17 protein-coding genes are annotated in these 16,786 nt (G+C 55.7%); 6 read left to right on the forward strand and 11 right to left on the reverse strand.

Annotated features, from left to right (window positions below; translation table 11 throughout):
- Window positions 1-266: 266 nt before the first annotated feature.
- The 5 genes from EPL03_RS19240 to EPL03_RS19260 all read right to left on the reverse strand — a co-directional run bounded on the left by EPL03_RS19240 (window position 267) and on the right by EPL03_RS19260 (window position 5,048).
- Window positions 267-1,850 carry a type IV secretory system conjugative DNA transfer family protein gene (locus EPL03_RS19240; RefSeq protein WP_135830718.1) on the reverse strand — a complete coding sequence of 528 codons (1,584 nt, stop codon included), beginning with the start codon at window positions 1,848-1,850 and terminating at the stop codon, window positions 267-269.
- Entirely contained in the window at window positions 1,847-2,392 is a 546-nt protein-coding gene (locus EPL03_RS19245; RefSeq protein WP_004592029.1) for a hypothetical protein, read from the reverse strand. The genes EPL03_RS19240 and EPL03_RS19245 overlap by 4 nt, the downstream gene beginning before the upstream one ends.
- On the reverse strand, window positions 2,389-2,862 hold the full coding sequence (locus tag EPL03_RS19250; protein ID WP_135830719.1) for a hypothetical protein: 474 nt from the start codon (window positions 2,860-2,862) through the stop codon (window positions 2,389-2,391). Before EPL03_RS19250 ends, EPL03_RS19245 begins: the two co-directional genes overlap by 4 nt.
- A 141-nt stretch (window positions 2,863-3,003) precedes the next feature.
- Window positions 3,004-4,221 carry an RNA-guided endonuclease InsQ/TnpB family protein gene (locus EPL03_RS19255; protein ID WP_135830720.1) on the reverse strand — a complete coding sequence of 406 codons (1,218 nt, stop codon included), beginning with the start codon at window positions 4,219-4,221 and terminating at the stop codon, window positions 3,004-3,006.
- A gap of 215 nt (window positions 4,222-4,436) precedes the next feature.
- Window positions 4,437-5,048 carry an HD domain-containing protein gene (locus EPL03_RS19260; protein ID WP_010890466.1) on the reverse strand — a complete coding sequence of 204 codons (612 nt, stop codon included), beginning with the start codon at window positions 5,046-5,048 and terminating at the stop codon, window positions 4,437-4,439.
- Window positions 5,049-5,614: 566 nt separating this feature from the next.
- Here EPL03_RS19260 and EPL03_RS19265 point away from each other — a divergent pair.
- The gene (locus tag EPL03_RS19265) at window positions 5,615-7,111 is read left to right on the forward strand and encodes a Cdc6/Cdc18 family protein (protein ID WP_135830721.1); all 1,497 of its coding nucleotides are present in this window, start codon (window positions 5,615-5,617) and stop codon (window positions 7,109-7,111) included.
- An 805-nt stretch (window positions 7,112-7,916) separates the two neighbouring features.
- Here EPL03_RS19265 and EPL03_RS19270 read toward each other — a convergent pair.
- Window positions 7,917-8,309, reverse strand: coding sequence for a hypothetical protein (locus EPL03_RS19270; RefSeq protein ID WP_135830722.1), 393 nt, complete (start codon window positions 8,307-8,309; stop codon window positions 7,917-7,919).
- Between the two features lie 117 nt (window positions 8,310-8,426).
- Between EPL03_RS19270 and EPL03_RS19275 the strand changes: the two genes are divergently transcribed.
- The 4 genes from EPL03_RS19275 to EPL03_RS19290 all read left to right on the forward strand — a co-directional run bounded on the left by EPL03_RS19275 (window position 8,427) and on the right by EPL03_RS19290 (window position 10,374).
- The gene (locus EPL03_RS19275; protein ID WP_168216309.1) at window positions 8,427-9,197 is read left to right on the forward strand and encodes a ParA family protein; all 771 of its coding nucleotides are present in this window, start codon (window positions 8,427-8,429) and stop codon (window positions 9,195-9,197) included.
- Window positions 9,190-9,573, forward strand: a complete 384-nt coding sequence (locus tag EPL03_RS19280) for a hypothetical protein (RefSeq protein WP_135830724.1) — start codon at window positions 9,190-9,192, stop codon at window positions 9,571-9,573. Before EPL03_RS19275 ends, EPL03_RS19280 begins: the two co-directional genes overlap by 8 nt.
- A gap of 67 nt (window positions 9,574-9,640) precedes the next feature.
- Window positions 9,641-9,949 carry an AbrB/MazE/SpoVT family DNA-binding domain-containing protein gene (locus EPL03_RS19285; protein WP_135830725.1) on the forward strand — a complete coding sequence of 103 codons (309 nt, stop codon included), beginning with the start codon at window positions 9,641-9,643 and terminating at the stop codon, window positions 9,947-9,949.
- Window positions 9,946-10,374, forward strand: a complete 429-nt coding sequence (locus EPL03_RS19290; protein ID WP_135830726.1) for a PIN domain-containing protein — start codon at window positions 9,946-9,948, stop codon at window positions 10,372-10,374. The genes EPL03_RS19285 and EPL03_RS19290 overlap by 4 nt, the downstream gene beginning before the upstream one ends.
- 27 nt (window positions 10,375-10,401) lie before the next feature.
- On the opposite strand, the gene EPL03_RS19295 is transcribed toward EPL03_RS19290, so the two are convergent.
- From EPL03_RS19295 to EPL03_RS19310, 4 genes are all read right to left on the reverse strand, one after another.
- On the reverse strand, window positions 10,402-11,277 hold the full coding sequence (locus EPL03_RS19295; protein WP_135830727.1) for a metallophosphoesterase family protein: 876 nt from the start codon (window positions 11,275-11,277) through the stop codon (window positions 10,402-10,404).
- Between the two features lie 535 nt (window positions 11,278-11,812).
- Window positions 11,813-12,232 carry a hypothetical protein gene (locus EPL03_RS19300; RefSeq protein ID WP_135830728.1) on the reverse strand — a complete coding sequence of 140 codons (420 nt, stop codon included), beginning with the start codon at window positions 12,230-12,232 and terminating at the stop codon, window positions 11,813-11,815.
- Window positions 12,229-12,834: a site-specific integrase gene (locus EPL03_RS19305; RefSeq protein ID WP_135830729.1), complete on the reverse strand. Its 606-nt coding sequence runs from the start codon at window positions 12,832-12,834 to the stop codon at window positions 12,229-12,231. Before EPL03_RS19305 ends, EPL03_RS19300 begins: the two co-directional genes overlap by 4 nt.
- Before the next feature lie 278 nt (window positions 12,835-13,112).
- Window positions 13,113-13,478, reverse strand: coding sequence for a hypothetical protein (locus tag EPL03_RS19310; RefSeq protein ID WP_135830730.1), 366 nt, complete (start codon window positions 13,476-13,478; stop codon window positions 13,113-13,115).
- A gap of 104 nt (window positions 13,479-13,582) precedes the next feature.
- Here EPL03_RS19310 and EPL03_RS19315 point away from each other — a divergent pair, with 104 nt between their 5' ends.
- Window positions 13,583-14,257, forward strand: coding sequence for a hypothetical protein (locus EPL03_RS19315; RefSeq protein WP_135830731.1), 675 nt, complete (start codon window positions 13,583-13,585; stop codon window positions 14,255-14,257).
- On the opposite strand, the gene EPL03_RS19320 is transcribed toward EPL03_RS19315, so the two are convergent.
- Complete coding sequence (locus tag EPL03_RS19320) at window positions 14,243-16,474, reverse strand: N-6 DNA methylase (protein ID WP_168216308.1); 2,232 nt, start codon at window positions 16,472-16,474, stop codon at window positions 14,243-14,245. The two genes, EPL03_RS19315 and EPL03_RS19320, sit on opposite strands and share 15 nt — an antisense overlap.
- Between the last annotated feature and the right edge of the window lie 312 nt (window positions 16,475-16,786).

Raw genomic sequence — 16,786 nt, forward strand, 5'->3', positions numbered from 1 at the left:
TAGCGTCTCGGTCTCCGCGACATTGAAGAACGTCTCTACCGAAGGATCATCTTGCAGGGTCGCTGAGGCCATACCATCTCAGCATTCACCCTGCTCTTTGGTGTGGGAATCGTTCTATGACACCCTCACGTTGATGATACGATTGTAGAATTGAATCGACCATTCGCAGTCGTACTAAACAGCTGATTCTGAGCAAGCGTGCCGAAATTTACTGCTTTGTGACCCGTTCTTTGACATCCTGCTACATCTCGTTGATCTGAGTCAGTTTACAACCGTTTCTCGGTTCTGGCAGTCTCCATTGACGCATTCGGAGTCCGTGACGACGTCGCCACAGTAAGGACACCGTTCGTCGATTGAATCAACTTCTCGTCCCTCGGTCGTGGAGCCAGTATCGGTGATGTACTCAGCAACATCTTCATACAGGTCGATCTGCGCATCAACCCACCCGTCGTTTCGCACGATAATCCCCCCCATCCCGGTGCGAAATCCCCGAACTCGCCTTTGGCCATCGCGTGCTTCTCAACATCCTCAGTCGATGTTCCAGAAACCTCGCCATCGGCGTTATATTCAGGGATGTCCTGCTCTTCCCAGTACGTGCCAACCCTGCTCCGTGCGAACGCGATACTCGAGGAGTCATTGAGCCGGAGAATGATCGTCGAGAGCAGCCCAGAAAGGAGTGCATCGCCCCCGTCGCGACCATACCGATCATACAGCTGTGCAACGGACTGCAACGTGATGAGTGCCCGCGTGTCTTGCCCGGCCCCGACGTTCACGAGATCCCCGATGCGCCGTAGTGGTGGCAAGCGAGCAAACTCATCGAGAACAAAGTACGCGCTTTGATCGCCATCGTCGAGCGCAAACCGAATTGACCAGTCGATAGTAAACCGAATGAGTGGCTTCGTGGATTCGCCGAGCCGTTGCGGATAGTCGATGATCAAGACCTTGCCCTGTGGGTCGTCCATGTACTGGCGAATCGACCAGCTCCCTGCCTCGCAGAGATCGCCCTGGAACATATTTCGAACCTCCTTGCGGAACGACGCCATGACGCCCTGCGACTGTTCGGACGCGTCAGGGTCGATGTAGTCAGTGATCCCCTGGAGATCAGGATGCTCTGACAGTGTCTCAGCGAGTTCTTCGACTGTCGTTGATTCAATCCACGTTACGAGGTCCTCGTTCGTTGGTGTGGTTCCGTCAGGAGCTTCTCGACGCATGACCTGGAGAACCGCAGCGAACAATTGACGTGAGGCATCAGCGAAGAAATCAGAGCCATCAGATGGAGCCGGGAATAGCTCTCTAGCGAGCTCTTCGCACTCCTGTTCAGATTCGACTTCCTCGAAGATATTCCACTGGACATCGGCTTTCCGACCTGAAAGGACAATGCGCTCATCTTCGTCGAGGTGATCCTGGAAATCCGTTTTGTGGTCGTAGATGATGAACGGCGTTTGCTCATCGGTTTTGTCGCGTATCTGGTCCACGAGCAGTTTCGCCGCGTTGGTCTTCCCCGACCGAGTCGCCCCCAGAATCCCGATTGATCCCGTCACGTCGATGGGGATCATCCGCCGCAGTAGACGACCGCTCAAGTGGTCTGTCTCGTTGATGTGGTTGACTGGAAGCCCAACCTCAGAGTCGTCGAGCCGCTCCGACGAGAGCGTTAGCTGCGGAGGGCGATCTCCCCAGTACCGATAGAGAATGAACGGACTCGCGAGAAATGCCAGCCCCCAGATCGAGAGAGGGATGACTGGGAATTCTGGCGTCGGGAAGTAGAAGAGCCAGACGAGGAGCAACAGAATCCACCCAACAACGAACCACGCCGGACGAACGTAGTACTGGAACCGCTTCGTCAGACTCATCGACTATGTCCCTGTCCACGGTCCTGCTCCTGCTCCTGGCTAATCTGCTCCTGTTCCTGCTCTTGGCCCACTGACTCGTCAAGGGCCTGGTCGAGGGCGTGCTCAACGCCCTGCTCCTGCTCAATTGAATGCTCGTGCGCTCGGTCGCGGATTTGGTCGAGATCCTCCCTGTCGATCCAGAGCGGGTCGCCAGGCTGGTCAGCGCGCCCAGTCGCGACCACGTGCGCGTGCGGACGGTCACCACCATCGCGATGGACGGCATAGCCCCAGTCAACACCCTCGCGACTACCGATGGTCTCACGGATGGTTTGCCGTGTCGCGCGCCCGATTTCCTTGTTATCGAGCTGTTCCGCATTCTCGGGCGAGATGATGAGATGGCGACTCATCCCATTCTCCTCGGAACGGTCGAGCAGATGCTGCTGCTCGCTCTCATCCATTTCCTGGCCCGTTCGGTCGCGCAGGTTCTCTTCCTCGTGCTCGATGTAGCGCATCAGCGCCCCCGTGTCTCGGCGCTTAAAATCAGAGTCGATGACCGTTGTCATTGGTTGCCCTCACGTAGTGCTTCGAAATCGAGTCCACTGCCGTCCTGATCAGAGTCATCTTCAGCAGTTGCGCCCTGGTCGTCATCCCCGCCGCTAGCGAGATCGTCAACGTCGTCCTCACGGAGTCGTCGCGCACCGGTTTGCAAGGCCTCTCGAATAGCCGCCTCGCCGTGTTGTTGCTTCACAAGTTCGAACGCAGCCACAGCATAGACGCCAGTCTTTGCATTCAAATCCTGTATCTCCCGGGCAGTGTCCTCCATGTCTGTGAGACCGTCATCGAGGAGGTCTTGCAGCCGTTCAGATGCGCGCGTTTCAGCAGAGACCGCACCCTCGCGTTCGCGACGAAGCCCCTCACGAACGAGTTCGAAAACGACGGTTGAACGAGTCGTGTCCTGGTCGTCGGCCAACTCGTCCAATTCGCGTAAGGTCTGTTCGTCGCTGTAGAAGGTAATTTCCTGATCACGCGCCATGGGAATCTCCCCCGTTTTCACAGGCATCTGTTTTGTGGGACACCGACGGGATACTGTCTTTCCAGTCTCGTTCGGTGCGTCAACTGCCCCGCGCACGGTGGCGCAGGGCTTGTCAGTGAACTCGGCCTCTCCCGACTGTGGTTAGTCGGACGGGACGAATCCCCGGTTCGGCGTCACTGTTCCTGACTTCAGGGCGAGTTGACTGTCGCCCGTCCGCCGCGACGACTGTAGGCCGCGACGGACGTACCGCCATCCAACATTTTTCGCTCCAACATAGTCCGCATTCGCTGTCGCACCACACTTCTCGCATGCGAACTCCGCCTGCCTGACGCGATTGCCTTCGCTAGTGTGTCCACACTCGGGACACCGCCGACTCGTGTTCTCCGGATCAACGTACTCAACACTGATGCCTTCCGCGTCAGCCTTGTACTCCACGAGGTCAACGAGCTGGCGGTGCGCCCACTGGTGGAACTCTTTGACCGGCGGCGCACGTTCCCTGATGTGTTTCAGGTTCTCGACCGCGATGTACTCGCAGTTATGCTCCAGTGCTTCCTCAATGATGTCGTTGGCCACGCGGTGGAGGACGTCTCGAACGTATCGGGATTCCCTACCGCTCATCTGCTGAATCGTCCGATGTGCGGATTGTGTCCCAGTCTGTTGGAGGTTGCCACGTATCCGCTCGAATTCCCGATGGCGGTGTCGAAGTTCCCTGCCGGACGCGAAGTACGCCGTACTGGTGGTGACGATGTTGACGATACCGAGGTCAACGCCGAGAACTGTCCTGTCCTCGTCGTCGCCCTGTTGTTCGACCTGTTTCTCCGGCTTCGGTTTGCGAAAACCGAGATGCAGGTAGTAGTCACCATCACGCCGAGAAAGCGTGGATTCGGTGACCTCCCAGTCCTCATCGTTGAGATACTGGTGTTGGTAGCCATCTTCGTCGTCAGGCAACGCAAGATCACACCGAATACGGTCGTCAACCGTTGCGAGTGAGACTGTTCCGTCGTCGAATATCGTCATCGTCCGGGTGTCGTATTTCACTGTCTCGGCGGTGAACTCCGGACGTGATGTCTTGTACTCCTCGTCCAGTTCTTTGATTTCTTCGACGCCGGAGAGTGCGGCTGCGGCTTGGTGGGTGGCGAGGATTGCGTGCTGACTCCCGAGACGCGTTTCCTCTCGCACATCGCCGTAGGCGAGGTCTTGGAGGTACGTCTTCCGCGTTTCACCGTGTTCCCATCCGATCTGGCTGCTGGTGTTGCAGGCAGTTTGCCACTCGTTGATAGTGGCATCAAGCAGTTGCTTCTGCTCGTGGGTGAGGATGGGGCGAGTGATTGCGGTGCGTCTCAGGTAGTCGTCTGCCACGAGTTTCAATAGAGAGTAAAGGTACTTAATAGTTGGTAGGTTTGTGGCAGCGGGCGTCGGCTTCCACCCCGCCCACGGTGGGGCGGGGAATCCGCCTTGCTACCTAGTTTGAGAGGGTGTCATAGAACGGCTCTCACACAACCTATGTGAGTACCCTGATTCGATAAGTACAGGGTGTACACTGACCGAGGAACCTGTAAGTGACAAAGACTAATTCATAGTTGGCAAGGTCGTCCGATTTCGCTTTCGTATTCCGATTTGATTTGCTTAAACAGGTCCTGGCCGAATTCTGTCTGGAAGCGTGGCGCGGCGGTAGCAAAGAACTCGTCTAGATTCTCGAACTCGGTGAAGTGGTCAGTTGTTTCGGCTTCATCGTACCTATTTTGGCGCTCATACTTGAGCGCCTGGAGACAATTATCAACAAGATCCATGTCTTTGACGAACTGTGCCGTCGGGGTGTCACGGGCTTCGTACTCTTCCCAGAGCGACAGCAGTTCGGAATCGTTGAAGGGCCCGACGAGATCGGTTACCGCGCTCCGTTCAGCCGTCTCTTTCTCGGACGTGGGAATGGTCTGGCGTCCGTCCTCCGCACGGGTTGCAATATCGCCCGTGCGAGCTTCGCCGAGGTCGTGAATGAGGGCCATCGTCACTGCTTTCTGGCGGTCAACATCTTCTTGGTCGGCATAGAGCAGACAAAGCGCCGCTGTCCCCCACGTGTGGGCTGCGACCGATTCAGGCGAGTCGACATTCCGGAGTTCCCATCCCGTCCGAAGTTCGTCCTTCAGGTCGAACCATTCGAGCAAGGATCCGAGTTCGTCTGTCATCATATCGGGGAAACAGCAAGCGGCCAATTCAAAATATCGAGATGATTCCGCCGAGCACCCACACTCAGTCAATAAGTTCGCAGACCTACTTATCGGCCAATTCACCGTAGAAGTGGATGTAATCAACACTATGAGAAGACTTCTATGACACCCTTACAGAGGCTTAACAGCCACCACAAGCGAGGCGACCGAAGGATGGGGGCCCTCACACGGGTCCCGACTGACGGAGCCGAGCGCACGCCCCCGAGCGGAGCGACGGGGGCATTCGTGATGCGGTAGCGGTTCAATGCGCACTCGTAGATCTCATCGTCTTTCCAGCCATGATCGGCCCGAGACAGCTATCTTAACCAACACTCGGCGGCAAATGAGAACTCGTGTTGGTTAATACGTCTCAGAAAATCTGAGGACGCTATTCAGCAACTGACACCCGCCGTTAGCCGTTACAACCTGCAAACGGTGGATAGACGGATTTGTGCAGTGGATGGGTATTTCGAGTGTACAGTGCCAGGACTGGCAATTTAGATTCAGCATACACAACGACTTTTACCCTCGGGTGAAATGTCCGACTCATGACCCGGCCGCAGAAGGATAGCACTCCAGACCAAGCGGAAATCACTGACGACAGTGCAATACCCGATGTAGACGGCGAATCTGGTGTTGACAGGGAGACCGCTACGGGATCAGATCACGAACCTGCCGAGACTGACCCTGGTTCGGACACAGAAGAGGGGAGCAGTACTAGCGGATTGGGTGGGACGATTCGTGATCGCGTCGAGAGCCAGCTGAATGAGAAGGATTCGACGACGTCAGTGTTTGCCAATAAGGACCTCGTTCACCCGGATACGATCATTGACGCCAATCGCATCGTTGGTCGCGACGAGCAGCTAGATCGGATCATCGAACTACTCCTCCCCGCAGTGAAGGGAGGGCGGCAAGACAATATTCTCCAATTCGGCCCCTCTGGAACGGGCAAATCCCTCATCATCAACGCGACTGCCGAGGAGGTCGCGACGCTCTGTGAGAATCGCGGTGTCGACTTCGGCGTCATTCGCATCAACTGCCAGCGGATCAGCTCCGAGGATAAAGCCGTCTACGCGATGCTGCAGGACGTGTCTGAGAAGACCGGTGCTGAGATCGGCATCAAAAAACAGGGGACGGCAACCTCAGACAAGTACGACCGCCTCTACGAAATCGTCAATGAACGCTTCGAGGCGATCCTATTCATCCTGGACGAGATCGACTATCTCACCGGGAACAGTAACGACGACGAGCCGGATTACTCTCGACTGCTCTATCAGCTCTCACGCGCTACCGCCGAGGGCGATATCGAAGGCCGGTCAGCAGTCGCTGCACTCACCAATGACACCCAGTTGATACAGAAATTGGATGGGCGGACAGCCAGTTCGTTCAATCCAGATAACGTCGTGTTCCCCGACTACGACGCCACCCAGATTCGAGCCATCCTCGAGCATCGAGAAGATGCGTTCCGCGATGGCGTCCTCTCCGGCGATGTGATACCGCTTGCCGCCGCGTTCGCTGCTCAAGATGAGGGTGACGCTCGGAAGGCAATCGATTTGCTCAGAAAGGCAGGTGAGATGGCCGACCGCGAAGGAAGCGGGACCGTCGAGGAGCGCCATGTTCGAACTGCACAGGGGAAACTCGACGTCGACCAAGCACAGAAGACGATCAACGGGCTCTCCGCGCAGAAAAAATACACTCTGTACGCCTTGACGTCGGTCGCTGTTCACGCGACTCGTTCACTCGATTCGATCCCCGGTCCAGTCGCCTATGAGGTCTACAGCTACGTGACCGACAGCATCGATGCGGTCACGAAATCGGACGATTCCTTCCGACGGTATGCGAAGGAATTAGCGTCGTACAACATCATCTCGAAGGATCGGAGCGGCCGCGGGCGCGGACGTGGTGTTCACAACGAGTACGCCTTCGCTATCGATCCCGAGACTGTCGAAGAGACGATTGAGCGGGACAGTCGAATAACTGAGACCGAACAGGACTCCCTCCAGCTTGTCGTGGAATCCCAGCTCGACGAATTCAATAGCACATAGAGATGAGACTGGTCGAGGCGGTACGTGGCCACCCCCCGTTTGCTGATTGTATACTGTGAGAGGCCCCATGTGCAGAATGTATTCTCTCGATCTGGGGTCCGAGCATCATCGACGAACGTCTGACAGACGTCATCCCCCCATTTGCTGATTGTATCTCGCCACAGCAGAGGAAGTCGGAGGGTATTCTCAGAGACATCGAGGTCGTTCTCGCATCACCCATCGAGGAAATATTCAATAGACCAGCCGTAACAGCCCAGAGCGGCTGTTGAGAACTGGAATCTTCCCAAGCGAACAGTCGCAACCCACCCTCTCCCCCCATTTACTGATTGTATCTCACGAAAAGGCGGGTGGGGTTGAGAGGAGAATCACGACAAGAATCACTAAAACCGGGAAAATCGAGCTTATAGACTTTGAGATAGCTGATTTGGTGAATATCTGTAACTAGGTTTGTAGATAGAAGGTTTTATGCAAAGGGGCTGGTAACAGTATCCGTAATACAGTAAGAGCGTAATGGAAAGAAAGATATGGTTTCTATATGGAGAGGAATGGCTTCGGAACTGTTCTTCGTCTTTATCTCCTCTAAACGTCTTCTAACAGCTGATCTCGACATTTTGGTCATTCTCGATATTAGGATGTCCCCCGGCCCTTTCTCAAGATACATTCCGCAAATGGGGGGAGGGGGAGCAATACAATCAGCAAAGCAGTCGCTATATTCTCTCCTGCTCAACGTTACCCCACGCCAGCGATCTATGATTGAATGCGTGGGGTAACTACAGGGAGAACCCTTCGAGGATATCTAGAGCAATCAAGACTCTTGGTTCGCGTTCACCGGTGCGATATACTCGTTTTTCCAGGAGTCGCCGTCACGCCATTGCCAGTAAAAGTAGTGATAGCCCGGCTTCGTCTCTTTAATCGTGATATAGGCACCACCAGCTGGGACATCATCGTAGTTTGCTGGATCAGTCGAGACGTCTCGTTCCTCGAGCTCGTTCTGTTGGGCCTCGCTTATCGATTCCTCTTCCTGTTTTTGATCAGCCATACGCTCGCGTTCGGCGCGTTTCCAAGCCGCCAGCTTCGTGGCATACGTTGCAATCGCATCGAGTCGATCGGGCGACTGCTTGTCCAGTGGTTCGAGAATATAGTTCGGTAGCTCTGGCGCTTGCGGTTCTGTTGTGGGCGGCTCTAAGGATTCGTCCATAGTTACCCCACGTCTCGCTTTGAGTATCAATCTGTGGGGTAACTCAGACGGCAAGAGACCGAAACGCGTCTGACGTAGTTATTTGAAGTCACAGAAAGCACAGAACGGATGGAAGCTATGACTCGGAGAATCGGGATCACGAATCAGAAGGGAGGCGTGAGTAAAACCACGAATACAATCAACGTCGCTGGCGGGCTCGCTGCCGATGGTGTAGACGTTCTCGCCGTCGATATGGACCCTCAGGGATACCTCACGCATCGGCTTGGGTTCGAAGACGAGTACACTTCGGACCCACCGTCGCTATACGATGCGCTTCAGTCGCCCGCCGACCACGACGTCGACGATCTCGTTGTCGCTCACGAGGAGTTCGATCTCCTTCCGGCCAACATCGATATGTTCCATCTTGAGCAGGACCTCATCGCGAGCGGGATGCGTCCCCGGCTGCGGTTGAAGACAGTCCTGGAGAACGCGACCGCGTGGGACGTCGTCCTTATCGATGCGCCGCCGTCGCTCGGCCCACTGAATGATAACGTCGTTCTTGCCACCGAGGAACTGCTCGTCCCGGTCGAAGCCGACGAAAGTTCCCAGCTCGCGCTCAACCATCTACTCCGCCAGCTGGACACGCTCGAGGACAACTACGACACGCACGTCGATGTCCTCGGTCTCATCGTCTCGAACGTGGCCTATCCCCTGGACAATGAACAGCAGGCGGCCATCGACTGGTTCAACGAGCGCTTCGAAGGACGCGTCGCAGTGTGGACCGTTCGAAGCCGGGCAGCAATCAAGCGGGCAGTGAAAGACCAGGGTTCGGTGTTCGCCGAAGACGCCGAGGAAGTCGATATGACCGACGTGTATGCGCAGATAGCTGCGGAGGTGGCCGATGAGTGACGAAATCGACGAACGTCTGAGCCGTCGGTTTGACGACGACCAGGACGACGAGAACGAGACCATTTCTGAGAAGTCACAGAACGACATGAATTCTAGTCAATCAGGGGCCGAGAGGAAGTCACAGGCTTCACAGAGAGCACAGAACATCAAGAAGGAATGGAATGTGCGGAGTTTCTACCTCGATGACGGCCTCGATAGTAATCTCACGACGGCGTTCAAACGACTGGATCTCTCGCTTTCGGAGGCTGACGCCGAGGTCAATCTCAAGAAGACACGGCACTTCTACCCATTGATCGTCGAACTCGGTCTAGAACGCTTGGCGGAAATGGACGTCACAGAAGTCACAGAACGATTGGACGACGAAGATTCAGCATAGGCGATTTCGATTACTCTCCCACGGCACTCTTATGTATGACTGGGACGAAGTAATGAATTGAGAGAGTATGAGTAAAGCAGAGTCTGAAAAAGTAGTGTCTGTATCGTCGCGCGGCCAAGCGACCATCCCCAAAGAGTTCCGAGAGGAACTCGACATCGACACACCCGGTCGCGTGAAGTTCGTTCGCACCGAGGAGGGCGAGATCGTCGTCCGCCCCATCCACTCAGTCACAGACCTGCGTGGAGTCTTGGAAGGGAAAACCGACGAGCAGGGCCGTTCAGCAGTCGAACGACTGCGGGCGGAACGCGAGCAGGACAAGGCTAGTGAAGAGGAGTTGCGGCAGCGCTACGCCAGTGATGACGAGGCCGACACATGACAGAGGGGACTAACATTCCCGAGACGATTATCTTCGACACCGAACCACTTGTCGCCTATTTCTGCAACGAACCGGGGAGTGATACCGTCGAGATGTACGTCGACGCCGTCGAAGGCGCGGCCGATGGATACATCTCAGCAATCAATCTCGCCGAGGTCCACTACGTCGTGCGTGCAATCGACGGCGAGGAACGCGCTGATGCTGTCGTCGACGTCCTCGAGGAGAGTGGTATCCGCAGGGTCGACACCGAACAGACGTGGTCCGCCGCCGCCGATTTCAAGTTCCGCTACTCGCCAGCACTCGGTGATGCCTTCGCACTCGGGACCGCAGCGCACGTCGACGGGATGCTCCTGGTCGGTGCCGACGATGACTACGACGACGTCACCGACGTCCCGATCACTCGGTTCCGGGCAGAACCGGCATAGATTCTGGTTCTCGTCCCATAGTGGCCGCTATGAATGATCTTCTGCCTGCTCTTCGAGAAACTCTCGCAGCTTCGATTCGAAAGACGGTGGAGTAGCCCCGAACGTTGCGGCTGCAGATTCGACCACTTCGTCAGTCTCGGCTTCCTCTTGTATCGTTCCCAGTCCGTAGAGCACTGTGCGGACGACCTCACTGTAGAACTCGTCTTCGTCGTAGCAGAACTGACAGTCGTTTCGCCAGTAGTCGGGGACGAACTGCACACCGAGCGCCTGGTGTTTGGGACAGATTCCTTTTCGAACCTGCCCGATGTTTCGGAAATCGACCTTCCACGTTCCGTTAGGGGCGATCTCAACGATGAAGTACGCGCCGAGAAGCGCGTCTGCACCATGGTCTGCCGTTCGGTAGAGGAATGCGGTATTGAGAGCCTTGTTCTTGTAGCGACCGGTGTGTATATGACCAGAGAAGTATGCCTTCCCCGCGAAGTGTTCTAGCAGTTCGGGGTGCCAGTAGTGATTCACGAGGATTGTCTCGTCTTCAACTAGTTCGGGATTCTGCGTGAACGTCTCTCCAGCAACGGTGATACTGTCATCTTCGGGGATGAACGTCCCTGGAAGGTCGTAGTCTTGGAACGGCTGTTCCGGGCCGATTGCCCCGTCCCGATTCCCCCAGATGTAGAGGAGCTCTCCCCGCTCACGGAGAGTCTCGAAATACGGCGTGACCGCATCGAGCTGTTCCCGCCCCTCGTCAACGCCATCAAACCATGCGTTCGTGATATCGCCGACGTGAATTACGAAGTCGAATTCCTCGCCTTCAGTACCGTCGACGACCCGCTCCAGTGAGTCGACATCCCCGTGGTTGTCTCCCATACAAAGAAGTCGGAGCGTCTCATCATCGTTAGTCGTCATTAGTTGACTCCCCGTACTCACTCAGGTGTATAGAAGACCACGTTCACCGTCAAGGAGATATCTCATAACAGTCTCTCACTGCTATTCTTGCTAGTCCTTCTCTCCTTAGTGCGAAGCCCCTCTCTGGTTCTTCTGCAAGATACATTCAGCAAATGGGGGCTCGATAGACGCCAGCCGACTCCAGTACATCTTCACGGTGCCCCGCCTCGAGCTGGTGCAAAGCCTGGTGGATGAGCCGGCCAATTCCGCATTTCACCGATTTTCGCTACGCGTGATCGGTGAACCACCTAATGTGAACTCAAGAAGATGTGCCACTTCTACCCGCTGATCGTCGAACTCGGCTTGGAACGCTTGGAGAAAATGGACGTCACAGAAGTCACAGAATGGTTGGAAAGTAAGGATTCGGGATAATCGCAGAAGGCGGATACCAGCGTTGTTCACTCACCACAACCCCATCTTCCCGGCTTGAACCTCACCCTTACGTCCCGGAAACCGGTTCCCTCGCCGTCCTATCTCGCGTTTTCGCCCATTCTCGCTACGCGTGGTCAGTAAACCACTCAGGTGCGCCGTAGGCGTCGGCCCAGCAGCGACGATGGCACGGGTCGCCAGCGCCGTTCGGAATTGCCCGCTCGAAATCTACCATCTCGCCACAGAGGTCACACTCTGCGCGGTGCCCCATCTGTCGGGTCTCGACGTCGAGGCCCTTCGTCTCGATGTAGAGTTCGTGGAGCGCGCGCGGCGTCAGTCGGACGAGGACCTTCTCGCGGTCGTCCTCATCTCGCTGCTCCGGTGTGTACGTGAGCACCCAGTCTTGCCCTTCCTCACCGCCGCCGCCCGGCCCCAGCGAGATCGTCTGTGCGAGTTCGTCCGGAACGTAATGCCACTCGTTGTCCGCGAACCGTGGGTAGTGGCCCTTTGGTCGCGGGTTCTCGGGGTCGACATCGTCCTCGGTCATGCGAGTCCGGCCTCCTCGAAGGCATCGTTGACGACGTCGGCCGTCGGGGCGTTGAGGTACGGTTCGATAGCCTGGAAGCTATCCCAACCGCCAACGGCCATCACGACGCGAGGATTCATCTGGCGGTCGACGAGGAGACGCTGCGCGAAGCGACGGCGGAGATCGTGGGAACTCACGTACTGGTAGTCGTCGTCGCCGGTTTCGGCGGCCGCACGCTCGGCCGTGCGCTTCACGACATCGCGGATACCGCGCTCGGTGAGATCAATCAATAAATCGTCTGGCGCTATATCTTCGGCATTCTGATAGCGGTGAACGTCGCCCTCGACGTCCGCGGGGAGGTAGGCATCACGGGGCTTGCCGCCGTTCCCGGTCGTGTCCTTTCCCTCTGGTACCCGGAGTCGGTAGTGATCGCCGTCGGGCGTGCGTTTCACGTGTTCTGGGCGGATTTGCGGGATTTCGAAGGCTCGGAGGCCGACGTAGCCACCGAGTTGGATGATGAGATCGTCGCGATGATTCATAGCGGCCCGCCGCAGCTCCTCGAGTTCGGCGTCGGTCATCCAGACCTTGTATTCGTCCTGCTTTGCGGTCGCTTCCAGTCGCATAGGAGCTTCTAAAACAAGCTTACACTAAATATCTGTCGAGCATCAGAAACGGTGGTGTGTCACCCCCCGATTAGGCCACTTGAGTGGAGAATAGCAGTGTTCCAGTGACGACTTCTCTGATAAGGCGGCAATTCAGAGACTCAAGCTATGAGACGAATTCAATGACACGGTCCAGAATAATCAGGAAGCAACTCCTTTAATGGAAGATCATCGATCGTATTCGGGAGTGGGGCGAGGGGTCGCCGATTATTACACGACAGTTGACGAAAGTGACCGAGCTAACGGCCTAGAACGAAGTCTTCGATGAACTTGCTTGCGTATCGCTTTTTCGAGGCTGTGTCGTGATTAGTCTCTAAAAACGCGCTCTCACCAACTTCACTCGGTCGAACCATATCTCGATTCTCATGGGACGCCGATGAGTTTATCAGATACCGTGTCTGCGCACGTTTCGCTGATACTGGAAGATCGTCCTTCTCGATGTAATCCTGTTCTATTAGATATTCAACTAACGAGATGTACTGTTCTGTGTCGTTTTTAACATCGGTGAACTCAACTGTTCTAGTATCAGGATCATATGAGACACCGGTCGTTTCCCTTATCTCTTCAAGTACAGATTCATCAGCCTCTGATAGATTCTCGCTCATTCGACCACCCTTCGAAGGGTTTCGAAGCCTTCCCATATAAAGACTGGTATAATCCCCGCGAGCAGTTGCCAAAGCTTTCATAAGATGAATTTGAACTGCGGAGTATGAACGACGAATCGGACGAACTTGACCTCCGCAACTATCTCGATTCGGTTGAGGAGTTCTGCGCCGAAATGGAATCACGGACTGTCCCCAAGAACAAGAGCGGCACCTCCAAAGAGATCGGAACCCACTTCGAGAAAGAACTACGCGACTGGTTCGAGGAGAAACACGGGCTTGTTTCCGAGGGATCGGTCGCCGAGGACATTGACCTTCCAGCATTCAACCTCGACGTAAAGACGACGTCGAACCGTCAGCCCCAATCGTCCAGCACCTTCGACGACCCGGGTGAACGGATCACCGGAGTCGACTACAACATTCTCCTATTCGTCTACGACAAACAGTCCGTCGACGATGGAAATATATTCGAGATCAAGACCTGTGCCTACATCCCGAAGGAACGCGCCAGCGACTACCGCAAGTCCGAGGATGCCGTCAAACTGGTCGCAGACTACAGGGAGGGTAAACTGTCTGAGTCCGAACTCCGAGAACAGTTAGAGGATTTGACGGGCGTCGGTGCAATCAGCGATGACAAATTCGAGGAAATCAAGGAGAACCCACCGGAGAAGGGCGCAATCACCATAACGCCCGCCCTGCAATGGCGGTTCAACTACAACAAGCTGGTCAAGGACGACGTCCCCGAGGGAACCGAGCGTATCTACGGCTCAATAGGAAACTAGAGTACTCTGTCCGACGTCGGGGAATAGCGACCCCTCGGAGAGCATCTCCTCAACGAGTTCGTCGATCTCGGCCTGAACGACTTCCAACTCCTCGATGCTCTTCTTGTTGTACTTCCGCTTGCTCACGTCCGTGTGTTGCGGGACGATCCCGTGAGCTTGCATCGAGAGTTCGGCGAGCCGTTTGCTGTCCTCGGTCTCCTTGTACTCCGGTAATTCCAGTTTGGAGATGGCGGTCTTCGAGAGGCTGGACTTGCCCTCGGAAGCAATGCCCTTGATGGACTTCTGGTAGATGGACGAGTTAAGCAGGCCGCAGAGGAAGTGGGCCTCGTACTTGTCGTCAGTCGAGATGAACATGAAGTGGTCGCCGGGAATCACCATCTTCTCGTCCAAGTCCTCGTCGTCGACGGTACTAACGACCGCGAAATGCGGCTTGAATCCGAGACGGCACCAGACAACCTTGTAGTCCGACCACGTGTACTCGCCGAGTCCAAACACGTTGTAGAACGTCCCTTTGTCCAGCCATGTCGACGATCGGTCCTCAAGCGCCTGCTTGTTCGATTCGAGGTACTCATAAGTCTCGGGACAGTTGTTCTGCAACTCCGTCTCGTTGTTCTCGTTGGCCTTCTTGATGGGGACAAGGTGGAGTGCGTGGCCGAACAGACCGTACTTCACCACGTGTTTCGACTTGATGTAGGGGTAGATGTGGTCGTGTTCCAGTTCGTTCAACTGCTCTCGGTCGATGCTATACACGTCCTTCGCGTCGTCCTTCACTCCGTGGCGGATGTCGTGTTCGCACTCACCAAGTGCCCGGTTCTCGGCATCTTCCCTGACCCACGACGAGGACAGGTCGTCCTCCTCGACCGGAATCATCCCGGTCTCCTCGTGTTCCAACGTGTTGTGCATCGCCTCGACGGTAGAGAATGAGGGCTTGCCGTCCGTTTTCTTCCACGAGTCGACCGCGATCGGGAACTCGGACTCGACGTCGGCGTCCAGCGTATAGATGGCCGAATGCACGCCCACGTCGTCACCGAACGGCCGCAGTCGGTTGAAGTCGTGAATGTGGCGGACTGCGGCCGGACGTGAATTCACCCGTTGCGTGCGGAGCAGACGGCCGGCCGGCCCCTTCATGATGTCCCGCTTCAGAACGAAACTGGCGTCGCCCTCCTCGTCAAGGTAGTGGTGGATACAGACCCAGATGAACGGCACCGAGATGTCATCGTTGACGTGCCCCAGCCGCGTCTCAACACCCTGGTGCGGAAGCAAGTCCAATTGCTTCACGTATTTCTCCCGCCACGCGTCTCGCACCGACTCGGAGAGGTTCCCCCAAGTTATCCACGGCGGATTACCAACCAAATGGTCGACCGTGAGATCAATCGTGTCGTCACCGAACCTGATCTGGTCGTTCCTCGTCAGCTTGAGCGAGTCAGCCAAGAACACCGGGAGCTCCAGACGATCAACATCACCTTCTTCGAGGACAGGGAGGAGCGAGAGAAGGTAGCTAAGCTTTGCGCTCTTGACCGCCACAGGATTCAGGTCGACGCCGTACACCGTATCCGTGATGACATCTACGAGGGCTTCGGGCTCAAGATCATCCCCCAACGTGTCTCGCTTCGCATCGATGCACGTGGCGAGGAAGATGCCCGACCCACAACCCGGGTCGAGGAATGTATCCGATTCAGGGTCGTTGACATCAAGCTCACCCACGGCCAACTCAGCTACTCCCCTCGGGGTGTAGTACTCACCGAGTTGGAGGCGCATCTCGTGTGAGATAATGCTCTCGTAAAGTCCCCGGAGGAAGTCCGAGTCCGAGTTCACCAGATCGACCTTCCCGAGGAATTCGTCGATGTTCCGTTTAATGGAGTCCGTGTCTATGATCGTTTCGTGGAGGGATTGGAAGTTAAACGAGAGCGCGTCGGTATTGGAGTTCGCCTCCTGATTGACGACTTGGAATCCCAACTGCCGTTCAGCAAACTCGATGATCTGGTCAACGATGAAGTCGTAGTAGAGGGTATCGATAAACAGACTCTCGCGCGGGTTATCGATGTCAAGTCCACTGAAGATGTCACCGTGGCTGTTGATGAAGAACTGCTCCCACTCGGCCTGCGCCTCTTTAAGATCCTCGTTGGATGAAAGCTTGTCAGTCGCATTCGAGGTGTAGCGGTCATATAGACGACTATTCCTGCCCCAAGTGTTGAAGACCGATGTTTGACCTTTCATATTGAGAAGCTCGTAATCCGTTGGTTCCACTTTTCCCCTTCTTGGCTTATAAACTTTCGAGAGGGCGATCGCCAGCTTCAGGAACTATTGGCCAACGCTGGATGGCTGCCTGCACCTCTTGCATACGTTCTAGCAGTACTTCCGATGTTTAGTTCCGGCAGTTGATTTTCGGTCGTAGAACGCGTCAGTCAAACCAAGATGAGCAAAGCAAGACCGAACCAAGCGGAAGGGCTACAGTTTCTCAGTGACTACCAAACGGCATTCACGACTCGGGCAGGTCGAATGGTACTTCGAAGACGATTAGACCAGCAA

This window comes from Halorussus halobius (assembly GCF_004765805.1).
GTDB lineage: Archaea > Halobacteriota > Halobacteria > Halobacteriales > Haladaptataceae > Halorussus > Halorussus halobius.

Coding starts and splice junctions, on each gene's coding strand:
- EPL03_RS19240 (WP_135830718.1), bottom strand. CDS start 1,850: ATGAGTCTGACGAAGCGGTTCCAGTACTACGTTCGTCCGGCGTGGTTC.
- EPL03_RS19245 (WP_004592029.1), bottom strand. CDS start 2,392: ATGACAACGGTCATCGACTCTGATTTTAAGCGCCGAGACACGGGGGCG.
- EPL03_RS19250 (WP_135830719.1), bottom strand. CDS start 2,862: ATGGCGCGTGATCAGGAAATTACCTTCTACAGCGACGAACAGACCTTA.
- EPL03_RS19260 (WP_010890466.1), bottom strand. CDS start 5,048: ATGATGACAGACGAACTCGGATCCTTGCTCGAATGGTTCGACCTGAAG.
- EPL03_RS19265 (WP_135830721.1), top strand. CDS start 5,615: ATGACCCGGCCGCAGAAGGATAGCACTCCAGACCAAGCGGAAATCACT.
- EPL03_RS19270 (WP_135830722.1), bottom strand. CDS start 8,309: ATGGACGAATCCTTAGAGCCGCCCACAACAGAACCGCAAGCGCCAGAG.
- EPL03_RS19275 (WP_168216309.1), top strand. CDS start 8,427: ATGACTCGGAGAATCGGGATCACGAATCAGAAGGGAGGCGTGAGTAAA.
- EPL03_RS19280 (WP_135830724.1), top strand. CDS start 9,190: ATGAGTGACGAAATCGACGAACGTCTGAGCCGTCGGTTTGACGACGAC.
- EPL03_RS19285 (WP_135830725.1), top strand. CDS start 9,641: ATGAGTAAAGCAGAGTCTGAAAAAGTAGTGTCTGTATCGTCGCGCGGC.
- EPL03_RS19290 (WP_135830726.1), top strand. CDS start 9,946: ATGACAGAGGGGACTAACATTCCCGAGACGATTATCTTCGACACCGAA.
- EPL03_RS19295 (WP_135830727.1), bottom strand. CDS start 11,277: ATGACGACTAACGATGATGAGACGCTCCGACTTCTTTGTATGGGAGAC.
- EPL03_RS19300 (WP_135830728.1), bottom strand. CDS start 12,232: ATGACCGAGGACGATGTCGACCCCGAGAACCCGCGACCAAAGGGCCAC.
- EPL03_RS19305 (WP_135830729.1), bottom strand. CDS start 12,834: ATGCGACTGGAAGCGACCGCAAAGCAGGACGAATACAAGGTCTGGATG.
- EPL03_RS19310 (WP_135830730.1), bottom strand. CDS start 13,478: ATGAGCGAGAATCTATCAGAGGCTGATGAATCTGTACTTGAAGAGATA.
- EPL03_RS19315 (WP_135830731.1), top strand. CDS start 13,583: ATGAACGACGAATCGGACGAACTTGACCTCCGCAACTATCTCGATTCG.
- EPL03_RS19320 (WP_168216308.1), bottom strand. CDS start 16,474: ATGAAAGGTCAAACATCGGTCTTCAACACTTGGGGCAGGAATAGTCGT.